This is a genomic window from Methyloligella halotolerans (assembly GCF_001708935.1).
Classification (GTDB): Bacteria; Pseudomonadota; Alphaproteobacteria; order Rhizobiales; family Methyloligellaceae; genus Methyloligella; species Methyloligella halotolerans.
This window is the reverse complement of the sequence record NZ_MASI01000005.1, coordinates 37614-54126: the sequence shown is the minus strand read 5'-3', so window position 1 is coordinate 54126 and position 16513 is coordinate 37614. Positions and strand designations below refer to the sequence as shown.

General features: G+C 64.3%; 8 protein-coding genes and 1 pseudogene. 6 read left to right on the top strand and 3 right to left on the bottom strand.

Annotation, left to right across the window (positions count from 1 at the left end; genetic code table 11):
* Positions 1 to 187: 187 nt before the first annotated feature.
* The 4 genes from A7A08_RS10070 to A7A08_RS10055 all read left to right on the top strand — a co-directional run bounded on the left by A7A08_RS10070 (position 188) and on the right by A7A08_RS10055 (position 6925).
* Complete coding sequence (locus tag A7A08_RS10070; protein WP_069095368.1) at positions 188 to 1744, top strand: Do family serine endopeptidase; 1557 nt, start codon at positions 188 to 190, stop codon at positions 1742 to 1744.
* 120 nt (positions 1745 to 1864) lie between these two features.
* Positions 1865 to 2545 (top strand): response regulator transcription factor, encoded by a 681-nt coding sequence (locus A7A08_RS10065; protein ID WP_069095367.1) that lies wholly within the window; start codon positions 1865 to 1867, stop codon positions 2543 to 2545.
* Positions 2529 to 4007 (top strand): sensor histidine kinase, encoded by a 1479-nt coding sequence (locus tag A7A08_RS10060; protein WP_069095366.1) that lies wholly within the window; start codon positions 2529 to 2531, stop codon positions 4005 to 4007. Before A7A08_RS10065 ends, A7A08_RS10060 begins: the two co-directional genes overlap by 17 nt.
* Positions 4004 to 6925, top strand: a complete 2922-nt coding sequence (locus tag A7A08_RS10055; RefSeq protein WP_141693936.1) for a bifunctional [glutamine synthetase] adenylyltransferase/[glutamine synthetase]-adenylyl-L-tyrosine phosphorylase — start codon at positions 4004 to 4006, stop codon at positions 6923 to 6925. Before A7A08_RS10060 ends, A7A08_RS10055 begins: the two co-directional genes overlap by 4 nt.
* 28 nt (positions 6926 to 6953) lie before the next feature.
* Here the strand turns inward: A7A08_RS10055 and A7A08_RS10050 are convergent, their stop codons facing one another.
* From A7A08_RS10050 to A7A08_RS10040, 3 genes and pseudogenes are all read right to left on the bottom strand, one after another.
* Entirely contained in the window at positions 6954 to 9251 is a 2298-nt protein-coding gene (locus A7A08_RS10050) for a sensor histidine kinase (protein ID WP_069095364.1), read from the bottom strand.
* 144 nt (positions 9252 to 9395) lie between these two features.
* A pseudogene (gene pepN / locus A7A08_RS10045) lies at positions 9396 to 12049 on the bottom strand (aminopeptidase N).
* A 139-nt stretch (positions 12050 to 12188) separates the two neighbouring features.
* Complete coding sequence (locus tag A7A08_RS10040; RefSeq protein WP_069095363.1) at positions 12189 to 12716, bottom strand: hypothetical protein; 528 nt, start codon at positions 12714 to 12716, stop codon at positions 12189 to 12191.
* A 356-nt stretch (positions 12717 to 13072) separates the two neighbouring features.
* Between A7A08_RS10040 and A7A08_RS10035 the strand changes: the two genes are divergently transcribed.
* Both A7A08_RS10035 and mdoH read left to right on the top strand, forming a co-directional pair.
* Positions 13073 to 14596: an OpgD/OpgG family glucan biosynthesis protein gene (locus A7A08_RS10035; RefSeq protein WP_069095362.1), complete on the top strand. Its 1524-nt coding sequence runs from the start codon at positions 13073 to 13075 to the stop codon at positions 14594 to 14596.
* Complete coding sequence (gene mdoH / locus A7A08_RS10030) at positions 14593 to 16503, top strand: glucans biosynthesis glucosyltransferase MdoH (RefSeq protein ID WP_169822984.1); 1911 nt, start codon at positions 14593 to 14595, stop codon at positions 16501 to 16503. Before A7A08_RS10035 ends, mdoH begins: the two co-directional genes overlap by 4 nt.
* Positions 16504 to 16513 lie beyond the last annotated feature (10 nt).

The window sequence follows — 16513 nt, the reverse complement described above, 5'->3', positions numbered from 1 at the left end:
TCGCCGCTGTTCCTGCTCCTTTATCCCTCCCTCAGGCGGCCGGTTCCGGCTCCGCCTTCTCCCCACCTTACGTAAATTTAATCCTCCCGAAACAGCGTCGTAAGCCGCGAACCCCTATATCGGCTGCCAGTAGTCTCGCTCCTCCCAACGCCAGGCTTCACTGACAGACATCTGACAAGAGGTTCACATGCAATCCAACGACACTCGCTCGAATGCGCCGGAAAGCCCGCGCAAGGGCCGGTTCTTCAGACGTCCGGCCATGTTTGCCGTGGCGCTGATCGGTGCCGGCGCGCTCGGCTTTGCCATGGCTGACAGCGTGCCATTCGCATCCGCCGAGCCGGTTCCGACATCCCCGCCGGCCACGACGATGGCGCCGAACTTCGCCGATCTGGTGAAGAAGGTGAGCCCGGCGGTGGTCAGCATCAACGTGAAGGGGAATACCGAGGAGGCCGACGGCGAGTTCGATATCCCAGGCATGCCCGACATCCCGAAGGACAGCCCCTTCTACGAGTTCTTCAAACGTTTCGGTCAGATCCCGAAGGGCATGCCGCATCAGCCCCATCCGGTGCAGGCGCAGGGCTCGGGCTTCTTCATTTCGCCTGACGGGTATCTGGTGACCAACAACCACGTGGTCGAGGACGCGGACGAGATCACCGTCACCATGGAAGACGGCGCGACCTACGACGCGGAGCTGGTCGGTAACGATCCGCGCACCGATGTCGCGTTGCTGAAGGTCGACGGCAAGGAGCTGCCCTATGTGGAGTTCTCCGACAAGGACCCGCAGGTCGGCGAATGGGTGCTGGCGGTCGGCAACCCGTTCGGCCTCGGCGGAACGGTGACGGCCGGCATCATCTCGGCTCATAACCGCGATATCGGCTCCGGCCCTTACGACTATCTGCAGATCGACGCGGCGGTGAACCGGGGCAACTCGGGCGGTCCGTCCTTCACGCTCGACGGTAAGGTTGTCGGCATGAATACCGCGATCTTCTCGCCGTCCGGCGGGAATGTCGGCATCGCGTTTGCCGTGCCGGCCGCCCTGGTGAAAGAGGTCGTCGGACAACTGAAGACTTCGGGCTCCGTCGATCGCGGCTGGCTCGGTGTCGTCATCCAGAACGTCACGGACGATCTGGCCGATGGCGTCGGTCTCGACGAGGCCAAGGGCGCGCTCGTCTCGAAGGTCTCCGAGGACGGCCCCGCCGCCGAGGAAGGCATCGAGGCCGGCGACGTGATCACCGCGGTCAACGGCGAGACGGTCGAGGACTCCCGAGATCTCGCTCGCAAGATCGCCGATCTCGAGCCCGACACTGACGTGAAGCTGACGGTCAATCGCTACGGCGACGAGCGTGAGGTCAACGTTACCCTCGGCAAGTTCCCGTCCGGCAAGCAGCTGGCGAAGCTTCAGGGCGACGAGTCGCCCGCTGAGGACAGCAATGGCGAAGAGATGAAGGATCTCGGCCTCTCCGTCGCGCCGGCGTCCAGCATGCCCGGTGCCGGCGAGGAGGGCGTCGTGATCACGGAGATCGAGCCCGACAGCGATGCGGCCGACAAGGGCCTGTCGGTGGGCGACGTGATCCTTCAGGTCGGCGGCAAGGATGTCGAGACCGCGAAGGACATCTCCGACGGCATCCGCGCCACGATGTCCAAGCCCAAGAACAAGGGCAAAGAGAAGGTGAACGTCATCTTCCGGATCAAATCCGGCGATCGCATGAGCTTCGTCGCCCTGGCACTCAAGAACCAGGCGTAACGCTCGACGCCGGAGGGCGGCGCGGACTTCCCCCCAACCGCGCCGCCCCCCCTTTCATTTGCCGCGTAGGCTCCGCCGCAGCTAGCGTCCATCCAGGAGCAGACCGGGAGAATTCCGAAAATGCGTGTTCTGGTGATCGAGGACGACCAGGAGACCGCGACCTTCCTCCAGCGGGCACTGAAAGAGTCCGGCCACATGGCCGAGCACGCAGCGGATGGCCAGACCGGCCTGGAGCTCGCCAAGGCCAATGCCTACGATGTTCTGATCGTCGACCGGATGCTGCCGAAATGTGATGGGCTCACGGTCATCGGCATCCTGCGCACCGACGATATCCATACTCCCGCGCTGATCCTGAGCGCCCTGGACGGGGTAGACGAACGGGTGAAGGGTCTACGGGCCGGCGGCGACGACTATCTCACCAAGCCCTACGCTTTCTCCGAGCTGCTCGCGCGTATCGAAGTGCTGGCAAGGCGCACCTCGCCCGACGAGGCGAGCACCAAGCTCCAGGTCGGCGATCTCACTTTGGACCGTCTCACCCATAAGGTGGCGCGCGCCGGGGAGCAGATCCTGCTTCAGCCGCGCGAATTCCGGCTGCTTGAGTATCTCATGAAGCATGCGGGGCAGGTGGTGACCCGCACCATGCTGCTGGAGAATGTCTGGGACTATCACTTCGACCCGCAGACCAATGTGATCGACGTCCATATCTCGCGTCTTCGGTCGAAGATCGACAAGAGCTTCGACAAGCCTCTCCTGCATACCGTCCGCGGCGCTGGCTATACGATCCGTGACAGCGCCCAGTAAACTTTTCCGGACGACCGCTTTCCGCCTCTCGCTGCTCTATCTGGCGGTGTTCGGCCTGGCTGCCTCCCTGGCCATCGGCTACATCTACTGGAACGTCAACATCCTGTTGTCGCGGCAGCTGGACGAGACCATCCAGGCGGAGCTCGGCGGTCTGGCCGAACAGTATCGCGCCGGGGGCTTGCGTCAGCTCGTGCGCACGATCGCCGAGCGGAGCGAGACGCCGGGCAACAGCCTTTACTATGTCGCCGACAATGACGGCCACCGCATCGCGGGCAATCTCGGCTCGATCTCTCCCGAGCTTCTGAAGGAGACCGGGCCGGTCGAGTTCACCTATCAAAGGCCTACCCAAGGCGGCGCGGAGCGCAGGCTCGCCTTCGCGAACGTGTTTCATCTCGCCGGCGGCACCCGACTCCTGGTGGGCCGCGATATCGAGGATCGCCGCGTGCTTTCGCGGGTCACGCGTTCTGCCATCCTCTGGGGCCTCGCGCTGATGGCATTGGTGGGGCTCGGCGGCGGCCTGCTGGTGAGCCGCAATCTGCTGTCCCGGATCGACGCCATCACCGATACGAGCCGCAAGATCATGGCCGGCGACCTTTCGGGCCGGCTCCCGCGCAATCGCTCCGGCGACGAGCTCGACCGGCTTTCGGAGAGCTTGAACCAGATGCTCGCCCGGATCGAACAGCTCATGGCAGGTCTGCGGGAAGTGTCCGACAACATCGCCCACGATCTGAAGACGCCGCTGACCCGCTTGCGGAACCGGGTGGAACGGGCCCTGCACGAGCCGCAAGGCGAGAGCGATCGTCAGGAGACGCTGGAAAAGACCATCGAAGAGGCGGACAACCTCATCAAGACCTTCAATGCGTTGCTCTCCATCGCGCGCATGGAGGCTGGCGCCGGGACGGGACGATGGGAGAGCCTTGATGCATCGGCCTTGATCGCCGACGTTGCGGAGTTGTACGAGCCGGTGGCAGAAGAACGCGGGCTTATGCTAAGGGCGGAGGCGGACGATCCCCTGCCGATCATGGGCGACCGTCAGCTTCTGGGCCAGGCGCTCGCCAATCTGGTCGATAACGCCATCAAGCATGGCCGGCCCGAGGCGGAGACCGGCGCCGCGGAACCGATACCCGATATCCGCATCGCGGCCTATCGGGCGGGCGTAGATACGAATGGCGGCTCCCAGGCCGCCAGGGGAAGGGGTGTGGAAATGGCCGAGATCGTCGTGAGCGATCGCGGGCCGGGAATTCCGGCAGCGGACCGCGAGCGCGTGCTTGAGCGCTTCGTGCGGCTGGAAGCAAGCCGGTCGGCGCCCGGCAGCGGACTTGGTCTGAGCCTGGTGGCCGCCGTCGCGCGGCTCCATGGCGGCGATCTCAAGCTTGCCGAAAACGGACCAGGCCTCAAGGCCGTGCTGACATTGCCCATGCAAACGGACGCGGACGCCCCGACCGCCATCGAAGGCCGGTGAGCGGTTTCGCCGAACGGATTACCCGCACGCCTGTTGTCATCGACGAGGCGCGGGCCGCCGACCAGCTCGACACCCTTCAGAAAGCGCTTGAGGCGGAGTCCGCGCTGAGCGCGGCGGCAGCTCTCCTGGAGCAGAACGAGGCGGTGCGGAAGCTCGCGGCCGGCGTGTTCTCCGGCTCGCCTTATCTCGCTTCGCTCGCCCGTCGCGATCCCCAAGCCTTCGCCGATATCCTGACGCTCGATCCGGACGCCGTGTTCAGCGACTACACGACCCGGCTCGTGTCGCAGATGGATGACTGTCCCGACATGAAGTCGGCGATGCGTATCCTGCGCCGCTACAAGCGGGCCGTGTCGCTGCTTATCGGTCTCTGTGACCTTGGCGGGGTGTGGCGGACCAGGGAGGTCCTGCGCAAGCTGAGCATGCTGGCCGACGAGGTCGTGCAGCAGGCCGTGCGCTTCCTGTTTCGCCGGGCGATCGAGAAAGGCGAGGTCGACGCGCCGATGCCCGGAGCGGGGTACTTCGTGATTGCCATGGGGAAGCTGGGCTCGTTCGAGCTCAACTATTCCAGCGATATCGACCTCATCGTCTTCTACGACAAGGCACGCGCCGGCCTGACGGAGGGCGTGGAAGCGACGAAATTCTTCGTCAAGATCACCAGGGATCTGGTCAAGCTGCTCCAAGAGGGAACTGAGGACGGGTATGTCTTCCGGACGGACCTTCGCCTCCGCCCGGATCCCGGCGCGACCCAGATCGCCCTGTCGGCCGAGGCGGCGCTCAATTACTACGAGAGCCTGGGTCAGAACTGGGAGCGCGCGGCGCTGATCAAGGCGCGCATCATTGCCGGCGATTTCGAGGCGGGCGCGGACTTCCTCCGGCAGATCTCGCCCTTCGTCTGGCGCCGCTATCTCGACTACGCGGCAATCGCCGATATCCGCGCCATGAAGCGGAAGGTGCACGCCCATAAGGGCCACGGCACCGTGACCGTGCTCGGCCACAACGTGAAGCTCGGCCGGGGCGGTATCCGGGATATCGAATTCTTCGTCCAGACCCATCAGCTGATCGCGGGCGGGCGCAATCCGGATCTGCGGAGCCGGGGCACGATCGACACATTGAAGCATCTGGCCGACGGGGAGTGGATCAGGCCGGAGGTCGCCGCCGACCTCACCGAGGTCTACTACTTCCTACGGCGCGTGGAGAACGTGCTGCAGATGATCGATGATCAGCAGACCCACGAGTTGCCCAAGGACGAAGCCGCGTTCCGCAACGTCGCGGCGCTTTGCGGATTCAACGATTCTGAGGTGTTCGCCGCGGCCCTGTTGGAGAATTTCAAGCGGGTCGAATACCACTACGAGGCGCTGTTCGAGACCATGCCCGGCTCCGCCACGGGCGGGGACGAGCCGGCCTTCGTGTTCCGGGGCGATGAGGACGATCCGGAGACGCTGGCGACCCTGCAGGATTACGGGTTCAAGAATCCGCGTGAGGCGGTGGCCGTACTGCGCGCCTGGCATTCGGGACGTTACGTCGCCACGCGGAGCAGCCAGGCCCAGGAGCGGCTGACGGAATTTCTGCCGCTCCTGCTGCGGACGCTCGGTCGCACGACCGAGCCGGACCGGGCGCTGGCGACCTTCGACCAAGTGCTTTCCGATCTTCCCGCGGGGCTGCAGCTTTTCTCCGCCTTTTCGCGCAACCCGAGCCTGCTCCGGCTGATGGCCGACATCCTCGGCACGGCGCCGCGTCTGGCGCGGATCATCGCCCGGCGGCCGCGGCTGCTCGATGCCGTGCTCGATCCCGGCTTCTTCGGTGCGATGCCGACCCGCACAATCTTCAAGGAGCTGATCGACAACGCCCTCGACCAATCGACGGATTATGCCGACATGCTCGACCGAGCGCGCATCGTCGGACGGGAGCAGACCTTCCTGATCGGCGTGCGGGTGCTTTCGGGCACTATCAGCGCGGCGCAGGCCGGCAGCATCTACGCGATGCTCGCGGAAGCGCTGATCCAGGCGCTCCTGAAGCGGGTGGAGGACGAACTCGCCGAGCGCTACGGCCGCATCGAGAGCGGGCGGGCCAATGTGATGGCCATGGGCAAGCTCGGCGGACGGGAGATGACCGCCTCGTCGGATCTCGATCTCATCATAGTCTACGATTTCGATGGCGATGCGGGCGGCTCGGATGGCGCCAAGAGCCTATCGGGCACTGAATACTACACCAGGCTCACCCAGCGGCTGATCGCGGCGCTCTCGGCGCCGACCGCGGAAGGCGCGCTCTACGAAGTGGACATGCGGCTCCGGCCGTCGGGCCACCAGGGCCCCGTCGCCACCAAGCTCTCCAGCTTCAAGGAGTATCAGCAGGGCTCGGCCTGGACCTGGGAGCGGCTCGCGTTGACCCGCGCCCGCGTCGTCGCCGGTCCGGAGTCGCTTGCTGCGGAGATCGGCGACGCCATCCAGGAGGTGCTGACGCGGCCGCAGGATCGAGGCGCCGTCGCGGAAGAGGTGCGCAAGATGCGGGAGCGCATCGAGACCCAGAAAGGCACCGTAGATATCTGGGACATCAAGCAGGTCCGAGGCGGCCTGGTGGATCTGGAATTCATTGTCCAGTACCTGCAGCTGGTCAGCGCGGCAGAGCATCCGGATGTCCTGGATCAGACCACGGAGCGCGCCCTGCAGAAGCTCCAGGAGGCGGGCGTGCTATCGGACAAGGATGCGGGGATCCTTATCCCTGCCTGCCGCCTTTATCACAACCTCACCCAGGTGCTCCGGCTCTGCGTCGACGACAATTTTAAGCCCGACGAGGCTCCGCAGGCTCTGAAGGAGCTGATCGCGCGAGCCGCCGAGATGGGCGATTTCAGGAATGTCGAGCTGCGGCTTCGGGAGATGTTGCGCGAGGTGCACGGCGCCTTCGACCGGCTGGTCGTCTGAACGCATTGCCCTGAAGTGGCGGGCCGTCTCAGGCCGTGGCCTTCTGCTCTTCGACCGGTTTCTCGAGGGGGAGGCTTGGCTGCCGGCTGCGCAGGGGCAGGGTGAAGATAACCTGAGTGCCTTCTCCGGCCCGGCTCTTGATCTCCAGATTGCCGCCGTGAAGCTCGACGAGGGCGCGGGAGATGGCGAGGCCGAGGCCGCTGCCCTGGTGGCTCTTGGAGAGCTGGTTCTCGACTTGCTCGAAGGGCCGGCCGAGCTTCGAGATATCCTCTTCCGCGATGCCGATGCCGGTATCCTGAATGGTGATGCGGGCCTCGCCGCGATGCTGGGCGAGGCGGACATCCACAAGGCCACCCTCCCGGCTGAACTTCACCGCGTTGGAAAGCAGGTTCAGGAAGACCTGCTTCACGGCGCGGCGGTCGGCCTTGATGAAGAAGGTCTCCGGGCCGTGGTTGTTCAGGGTCAGCCCGCGGGCTTCGGCCGCCTTGGAGACCACCTTCATGCTTTCCCGCACAAGGTCGACAAGATCGATCCGTTCGGTCTCCAGCACCAGCCGGCCGGCTTCGATCTTCGACATGTCGAGGATGTCGTTGATGACCTCAAGAAGGAAGCTTCCGCTCTCGTAGATGTCCTGGGCATATTCCCGGTACTTGGCGTGGCCGAGGGCGCCGAACAGCTCGCTCTGCATAACCTCCGAGAAGCCGATGACGGCATTCAGAGGGGTGCGGAGCTCGTGGCTGATATTGGCGAGGAATTCGGACTTGGCGCGATTGGCAGCCTCGGCGCGGTTCTTCTCCAGGGCGTATTTCTCGGCGAGGTCGACGAGGCGTTGCTTCTGCTGCTCCAGCTCGCGACGGGAGAGATGAAGCTCGGCGACGCTGGAGCGGAGGCGGGCCTCCTTGTCGGCGAGCAGGCGCTCGTTCCGTTTGAGCTGAGTGATGTCGGTGCCGATGCTCACGTAACCGCCGGCACGGGTGCGGCCTTCGTTGATGTGCAGCCAGCGGCCATCTTCGAGCTGCGCTTCGTAGGTTCGGCTGCCGCCTTGGGCACGGTCGACGGTGATGCGCTTGCGGACGACGGGCTCGCACGCTGCGCCGATAACCGTTTCGTACGGCGTGCCTTTCTGCAGCACCTCGTCGGGCAGACCGTGGAACTGCTTGTACTTGCTGTTGCACATCACCAGGCGGTTGCGGTCGTCCCACAGGACGAAGGCTTCCGAGATGGTTTCGATGGCGTCGCGCAGGCGGGCGTTAGCCTCGGCCGCCTCCTGCACCGCGCTTTCCTTGCTCAGCATGGCGAAGGCGGTGAGCTGGGCGTTTCCGGTCTTCGGATCCTCGGTGAGATGTCCCCGGAGGGAGACTTCGACCCACGAGCCCTCGCGATGGCGCAGGCGCAACGTCTCGTCGATCGCGGTCTCGCCCGACTGGACCAACTCGGCGATCCGCTGTTGGAAGTTGTCCTTGGGATGGAGCGCGTGGGCGAAGACCTGGACGGGGAGGGGATGGGGAGACGGCTTCAGGCCAAGCATCTCGTACATGGCGGGAGACCAGTGCACATCGCCGGTCGCGAGGTTCCAGCGCCAGAGGCCACAGCCTGGGAGGCGCGCGCCGAGCTGCTCGACCAGGAGGTCGGGCTCTTCCGCAGCCGGGGCCGGGCTCGGCAGCAGTAGGGCGCCGCTGAGCAGCAAGAGGAGCAGTCCGCCGCATAGGAGAATGGTCAGCTCCACCCGGCGGTTGCCGTTCCAGGATGAGAGTGCCTTGTCGGTCGGCTGAAAGACGAGAAGCTGGGCGTCGGGCTTGGCGAGGTTGCGGATCGTGGCGATGGCTTCGGTGCCGTCGGTCAGGGTGAGTTCCATGACGCCGGCGGTCGCGCCGAAGGTCGTGATCGGCTGCCCCGAGCCGAGATAGGAGAGGATATCTTCCGGACCGCCGGGCTCCAGAGGCGCTTCCGCCCGGATCTCCCCGCTCCGGTCGGCGAGCAGCACGTGGCGGCCGTTCAAGGTGGCGCCAGTGTTCAGAGCGCCGGCGAGGGACGCTTGCCAGGCGTCGTCGCTTGCCGGCGTCTCGCCCTTCAGGGCTTCGGCTGTGAGGTCGGCATAGAGCTGGAGCGTCTGCTTCGCGGATTGGAGCGTAGCATCGCGGGCGTCGCCGAGCTGAAAGCTCGCGGCGATGCCGGCCAGAACGACGAAAATCCCGGTGAGATAGGGCGCCGAGCTGCGAAGAAATTCGGCGGTGAGTAGCTGCCGCGGTAAGGCTTCACGGATCGCCTTGAGTAGCGGCTCCGCGAGCGCATACGCATCCTCACGCGCGGATCGCGCCCGCGACATTCGGTCCCCCAGTCTTCTCTTTCCACAATGGAAACGGAGAAGTGCCGCATCTCCGAATCACCTTTCTATTGAAGGTATTCGCCCTGACTCTGTCCAGAGGAAACTTGTGGAAAACAGTTTGAAGAGCGTTGCAAAGGCTCGGGATTACTCGTCGCCGAGAGTCTTGCTGACGATCTCGTAGCTATCGTTGGACAGCTCGGCATTGGCGAGCCCTTCAAGGCTCGCCTTGGCGCGGGCCTGACGGCCCGGCTCGAGGATGCGCCAGCTCTCGAAGGCGCCCAGCAGACGTGCGGCCATATTCGGATTGAACTTGTCGATGCGGAGCGCGCAATCGGCAAGCAACTCGTAGCCGGCGCCGTCCTTCCGGTTGAAGCCGGTCGGGTTGCCGTTGGCGAAGCTGCCGATCACGGCGCGGACGCGGTTCGGGTTCTTGAGCGAGAATTTCGGATGGCTCAGCAGCCTTCCACGATCTCGACGGAGTCGTGGCGCGGGGAGCGGGCGAGGACGGCGAACCACTTGTCGAGCACCAGCGCGTCATCCTTCCAGCGCTCGTAGAAATCCTCCAGCGCTTCGTCGCGGAGGGGATGGTCGTAGGGCGCCAGGATCAGCAGCGAATAGATCGCGTCGGTCATGTTGGTCGCGTCGCGGTAATGGGCGGCGGCGCGCTCGAGCTCGCCCTCCATGCCGCTGCCGGCGAGCAGGTCGAGGGCGGCGATCCGCATGGAGCGTTTGCCCGCGCTGATCCCGTCGGGCGAGTAGGGGCCCGTCTCGGCGAGTTCCTCGTAGAGCCCGGCGAGATCGCCATGGATCGTTCGGCCGATGGTTGCGCGCAAGGTCTCGCGCGCCTCGCGGATCGCGTCGGTATCGATATCGCGGGCCAGCTCGCGGGCGATGTCGGATTCGCTTGGAAGCTTCAGCATCTCCGCGCGATAGGCGTAAGCGAGGTCCTGCTCGTTTGCGGTCAGCGCGAGAGCCTTGGCCAGGCGCTCGGCGCCTTTGCCTTTCACGGGAGCCGGATCGTAGCGGTCGCGGGAGGCATCGGTCAGAAGTTTCGCGGCGTAGCTCTGGGCCGCCTGCCACCGATTGAACGCATCGGAATCGTGCATCATCAGGAACTCGATCTGCTCAAGATCGAGATTGAGGGTGAGACGCACAGGCGCGGAGAACTCGCGTAGCACCGACGGCGTTGGCGGAGATGGGATGTCGGTGAAGGTGAAGCTCTGTTCCCGCTCGGTCACCTCAAGCAGTCCGTCGCCGAGCTCGGTGCCGTCCTGCAAGGTCAGGGGCAGGTCGTCGCCGTTGGGGCCGAGCAGGCCAAGCCGCAGCGGGATCGGCATGGGCTGCTTGTTGGGCTGGCCGGGCGTGGCGGGCAGGATCTGGCTGACATTAAGGGTGGCCGTCTTGGTCTGCCCGTCATAATCGAGGGAGCAGGCCAGCTCCGGCGTGCCCGCCTGATTGTACCAATGCATGAAGTCGGTGAGGTCCTTGCCCGTCGCGTCCGACAGGGCGGCGAGGAAGTCCTCCACGGTTACGGCCTGGCCGTCGTGGCGCTCGAAATAGAGATCGAGGCCTTCGCGGAAACCGTCTCGCCCCAGCGTCGTCTGGAGCATTCGGCAGAGTTCGGCGCCCTTCTCGTAGACGGTCGCCGTATAGAAGTTGTTGATCTCGATATAGGAGCCGGGCCGCACCGGATGGGCGAGGGGTCCTGAGTCTTCCGGGAATTGACGACTCTTCAGATTGCGCACGTCGAGGATGCGCTTCACTGGGCCGGCGCGCAGGTCGGCGGAGAACTCCTGGTCGCGGAAAACGGTCAGGCCTTCCTTCAGGCAGAGCTGGAACCAGTCGCGGCAGGTGATGCGGTTGCCGGTCCAGTTATGGAAGTACTCGTGGGCGATGACGCCTTCGATGGCCGCATAGTCCGCATCGGACGCCGTATCGGGCCGGGCCAGCACCAGCTTGTCGTTGAAGATGTTGAGGCCCTTGTTCTCCATGGCCCCCATGTTGAAGTCGCTGACGGCCACGATGTTGAACACGTCGAGATCGTATTCCCGGCCGAAGCGCTCCTCGTCCCACTTCATAGAGTTCTTGAGGGACTCCATGGCCCAGTCGCAACGATCCTCCTTGCCGTGCTCAACATAGATATTGAGCGCGACCTCGCGGCCGGACTGGGTGGTGAAGCTGTCGGAGACCTTCGCCAGATCGCCCGCCACCGCGGCGAAGAGATAGGACGGCTTGGGGTGGGGGTCTTCCCAGATCGCGTAATGGCGGCCGGTGCCTTCGATGTCGCCGTGCTCGACGGGATTGCCGTTGGAGAGGAGGACCGGGTTCGTTTCCTTGTCGGCCTCCAGACGCACGCGATAGGTGGCCAGCACGTCGGGACGATCCAGGAAATAGGTGATACGGCGGAACCCCTCCGGCTCGCACTGGGTGCAGAAGGCGCCGTTGGAGCGGTAGAGCCCGAGTAGGGCCTCGTTCGCTTCCGGGTCGCAGGCAGTCTCCAGGCTCAAGACGAAAGGCGCGGTCGGAACGTTCGGGACGGTCAGACCGGTAGCGGTGAGGCTGTACTCGTCGGACGTGAGCGGCTTGCCGTCGATGGCGATGGAGAGGAGCTCGATGCCCTCGCCGTTCAGGGCCAAGGGACCATCCGCCTGCGCTTGCGGATTGGGGCGCATGGCGAGATCGGCGTGGATGACCGTCCGCTTCGGCTCCAGGCGCATATCGAGATCGACGGTGTCGATCAGATAGTCGGCCGGGGCGTAGTCGCTGAGATGCTTCGTCTGGCGATCATTGTCGTGCATGGGAATACCTTTCCCGTCGCTCTTAGTGCGGGGAAGCGCGGATGCCAAGGGGGCGTTGGGGGTCGCGCTCCGTCCGGCTTGGGTACGGAGCGCATTCATCCCGACGTATCGATGTTGTCAGCTAGGTGGGGACGATGCGCTACTCAGGCAACTCGTCGAGCACGGCGCGGGTCATATCGGCGAGGTGGGAAAGATCCTCGCTGAGGTTCTCCGGCTGCTGCTCCGCCTGATTGACGAAAAGCTGCATCAGCTTCAGGAGGCTGGGCGCGCGGACGATGAGCTGGGCCTGCTTCTCGACGCGAGTGGGGTCGAGATCGTATTCGGCGCCCGGTACGCGCCAGCCGCCCCAATCCTGGTCGCCGGTGACGACCACGGGATGGGTGCCGGGAAAGGGGTGATGCTGGCACTGCTCGGCGCTCTTCCAGCGGTTCTGGGCGCGCAGCAGGCGCCACTCGCCGAGCCGGTTGGAGAGCCGGCTCTGGATGGCGGACGCCTCTTCCTGCAGCTCCTCCTCGACGAACTCGCGGCCCATGCCGCAATCGTACGTGATCTTGATGGGCTCGTCGCAGCCCCGGATCCATTTCGGCAGCACGCGTTCGATGTACGCCCAGGTCCCGACCGGCTTCACGAAAACGCGCTGAGATTTGTGGAACTTCGCCTTTGCCATGTTGACGCCTTACTAACCCGCTTATGCTCGAACCCTATCAGGGAGGGGTTAATTTTTGCCGTTCGGCCCGGCGCCTCGCCGGCCGGAAAGATGATCGGGGGAAGGGCCTTCACAATCTCGATGGCTTAGAGCGATAGAATTGCTTTCAGCGATTTGACGAGCGGCTATAATCCGAATGTCCGGCGCACTTCGCGTCACCGACGTTCGGCGATCCGCCGCCCCGTCGAGTGCAACCGTGCGGTTGTCGGATTGGCCCTTATTCGGATGGTTTCTGACTTGAGCGAAGGCTTGCAGGTTCTTCACGCGGTCCGGCGCGAGCCCATCCGAGCATTGCTTTACATTTCGGGAGAGTTTGAATGAACCGCCGGGAGTTTTCGGTGGCGTTTGGCGCGTTTGCGCTCGGAGCCGCGGCAGGGTCCAACCGGGCCGCTGCCCAAGAGGGGACCAAGACCCCGTTTTCCCGGAACACCGTCGTGGACATCGCGCGGGAGATGGCGAAGAAGCCGTTCGATCCGCCGCAGCCCGTGCCGAACAGCTTCGCCAATCTCAGCTACGACGATCATCGCAAGATCCGCTTCAAGAAGGAGCAGGCGCTGTGGGCCGGGAATAACCGGGGCTTCACGGTGGAGCTGCTGCATGCCGGTTTCGTGGTGAAGTCGCCGGTGGAGATCTACAAGGTGGAGGACGGACAGGCGGAGCAGATCGCCTATTCGCCCGACTATTTCGATTTCGGCGGGCTGGACGTGCAACCGCCGCCGCCCGGACAGCCGATGTTCTCGGGCATCCGGATCAATGCGCCGATCAACGTGCTGCATCATTTCGACGAGGTGGTCGTCTTCCAGGGCGCGAGCTATTTCCGCGGGGTCGGGGCCAACCAGCTCTATGGGATCTCGGCACGGGGACTCGCCATCGACACGGGCGAGCCGACGGGAGAGGAGTTTCCCTTCTTCCGCAGCTTCTGGATCGAGGAGCCGCCTGTCGACTCGAAGACCATCACGGTTCATGCGCTACTCGACAGCAAGAGCGTGACGGGCGCCTTCTCCTTCGTGATCCGGCCCGGCGCATCGACGGTGCTCGACGTCGAGGCCGTTCTGTTCGGCCGCGCCGATGTGAATCATCTCGGCCTGGCGCCCCTCACAAGCATGTATCTCTTCGATGCGCGAGAGCGGGACAGGTTCGACGATTTCCGTCCGGCGGTGCACGACTCCGACACCCTGACCGTGGCGCGTAATACCGGCGAATGGATCATGCGTCCCCTGGCCAATCCCAAGACGCTTCAGATCAGCGCCTTCGTGGAGAAGGATCCTGTCGGCTTCGGGCTGCAGCAGCGCGAGCGGGACTACGAGGACTACAAGGATCTCGAAGCACGCTACGAACTGCGGCCCAGCGCTTGGGTCGAGCCCAAGACGCCTTGGGAGGAAGGGCACGTCCAGCTTGTCGAGATTCCGACCGACCTGGAGACCAACGACAACATTGTCGCCTTCTGGCATCCGCGGAAACGCCTGAAGCGCGGCAAGGAGATGAGCTACGGCTATTGGCTCACCTTCGGACCGCCCATCGTTAACCAGCGCATCGCCCGTGTGGCAGAATCACGCATGGGTATGAGCGTCCTGCGCAAGCGGCGACAATTTATCGTCGATTTCGACCCGCCTATTGAGAACGGCGTGCCCGTTTACCTTGGTTCGGACGTCGAACCGCAGGTGACGGCGTCATCTGGACGTATCGAACACGTGGTAGGCCGGCACAATCCGATGACCGGCGGCTACCAGGTCAGTTTCGAAATGGACACGACAGATGTGGAACTTTCCGAACTGCGCTTGGTTTTAGCGCACGACGGGGATCAGATTAGCGAGACCTGGCTCTATAGATGGACAGCTTGAACGACGTATTGGAGACGCTCGGTGAAGGAGCGTCCGGGTCGCTGCCCCGAAGTCTGACGCCCCCCGACAATCCCTTGGAGATGCGGGAGCAACGGCTCGACCAGTGGTATGGCTCGGCGCCCAAGACCGCATTGCGTCCGTCGTTGCGCGAGCACACCCTGATTTCGCGCATCATCGTCCTCATGATCACCGGGATCGTCACCGGCTATGGCGTCTGGCACATGCTGGAGGTGGTCGGTCAGAACGATGCGACCGCGCTGCAGTACGGATTGGTCGCGCTGTTCGGTCTGAGCTTCGTCTGGATCGCCATGGCGATGGGCGTCGCCGTGCTCGGCTTCCTCGCGCTCGTGCTCCGGATCGACTGGAGCCGGGGCGTCAAGCTGAAGGGAGAGCTTTCGTCCCGCACCGCCATCATCATGCCCATCTATAACGAGGACGTGGACAGCGTCTTCGCCAACCTCGCCAAGATGGCTGAGGAGATCGCCGCGTCCGGCAAGAGCTGGCATTTCGATTTCTTCATTCTCAGCGACACCACCAATCTGTCGATCGCCCGCGCCGAGCGCGAGGCGTCCAACCGGCTGCGCCAGAAGATGCTTGGCCGGGTGAACGTCTACTATCGCCGCCGCGCCGAGAACGAAGGCAAGAAGGCAGGCAACGTCGCCGACTTCGTCCGGAACTGGGGCGGCAATTACGATTTCATGCTCGTGCTCGACGCCGACAGCTACATGACGTCGGACGCCATCATCACGTTGGCCGAGGCGATGGAAGCCGACAGCAGCGCAGGGCTGATCCAGAGCGTACCGCGGCTGGTCAATCGGAACACCCTGTTCGCCCGCATGCAGCAATTCGCGACCGGCACCTACGGTCCGGTGGTCTCCGCCGGGCTTGCCATGCTTCAGGGCCGCGAAGGCAATTTCTGGGGCCACAACGCGATCATCCGCGTGAAGGCCTTCGCCAGCTCCTGCGGTCTTCCGGTGCTGTCCGGCAAGAAGCCGTTCGGCGGCCATATCATGAGCCACGACTTCGTCGAGGCGGCGCTTCTGGTAAGGGCCGGGTGGGACGTCTATATGCGGCCCGAGATCACAGGCAGCTACGAGGAGACGCCGCCGACGCTCACCGATCACGCGGCGCGCGACCGGCGTTGGGCACAGGGCAATCTGCAGCATTCCAAGGTGCTGCCCGCGCGGGGCCTCCACTGGATGAACCGGTATCACTTCATGACCGGCATCATGAGCTATGCCGCATCGCCGCTCTGGCTGATGTTCCTTGTGGTGGGGATCCTGCTGGCATGGCAGGCATCGCTGTATCAGCCTGACTACTTCCCGGACGCGCACGCCCTGTTCCCGACATGGCCGCAGTTCGACGCCCAGAAGGCGTGGACGCTGCTCGGCTTCTCGGCGGTGGTGCTGCTTGCGCCCAAGGTGCTGGCGGTTACGTACGCGCTGATGAACAGGCGGATGCGGCGAGGCGCCGGCGGCGCGATCCCGCTTGTCTTGAGCTTTGTGCTGGAGACGTTCCTGTCTGCGCTGCTGGCTCCGATCCTGATGCTTCTGCAGACCGGGTTCATCGGCCAGATTCTGTTTGCTCAGGACTCCGGCTGGAACCCGCAGTCCCGGGACGATGGCAAGGTCGACATAGCGGATGTGTTGAAGCGCTACAGTTTTCACACTGTCTTCGGCCTCGCCATGGCGGCGCTCACCTTGTGGATCTCGCCCAAGCTCTTCCTCTGGCTGCTGCCGGTTTGGCTCGGCTTGGTGCTAACGATCCCGATCGTCCTGCTGACCTCGTCGAAGATCGCCGGCAAGATCGCCCGCAAGCTCCGCATCTTCCTCATTCCGGAAGAGCGTCGCGGGCGACGGCGCAGCCGCTCCCTGCTCGGCAGGGCGCTGGCCCAGCCGGCCGGTTAGCGGCAAGCAG

What these genes read in the sequence shown, in the direction of transcription:
- A7A08_RS10070 (WP_069095368.1), top strand. Translation starts at nt 188, where the DNA reads ATGCAATCCAACGACACTCGCTCGAATGCGCCGGAAAGCCCGCGCAAG.
- A7A08_RS10065 (WP_069095367.1), top strand. Translation starts at nt 1,865, where the DNA reads ATGCGTGTTCTGGTGATCGAGGACGACCAGGAGACCGCGACCTTCCTC.
- A7A08_RS10050 (WP_069095364.1), bottom strand. Translation starts at nt 9,251, where the DNA reads ATGTCGCGGGCGCGATCCGCGCGTGAGGATGCGTATGCGCTCGCGGAG.
- A7A08_RS10040 (WP_069095363.1), bottom strand. Translation starts at nt 12,716, where the DNA reads ATGGCAAAGGCGAAGTTCCACAAATCTCAGCGCGTTTTCGTGAAGCCG.
- A7A08_RS10035 (WP_069095362.1), top strand. Translation starts at nt 13,073, where the DNA reads ATGAACCGCCGGGAGTTTTCGGTGGCGTTTGGCGCGTTTGCGCTCGGA.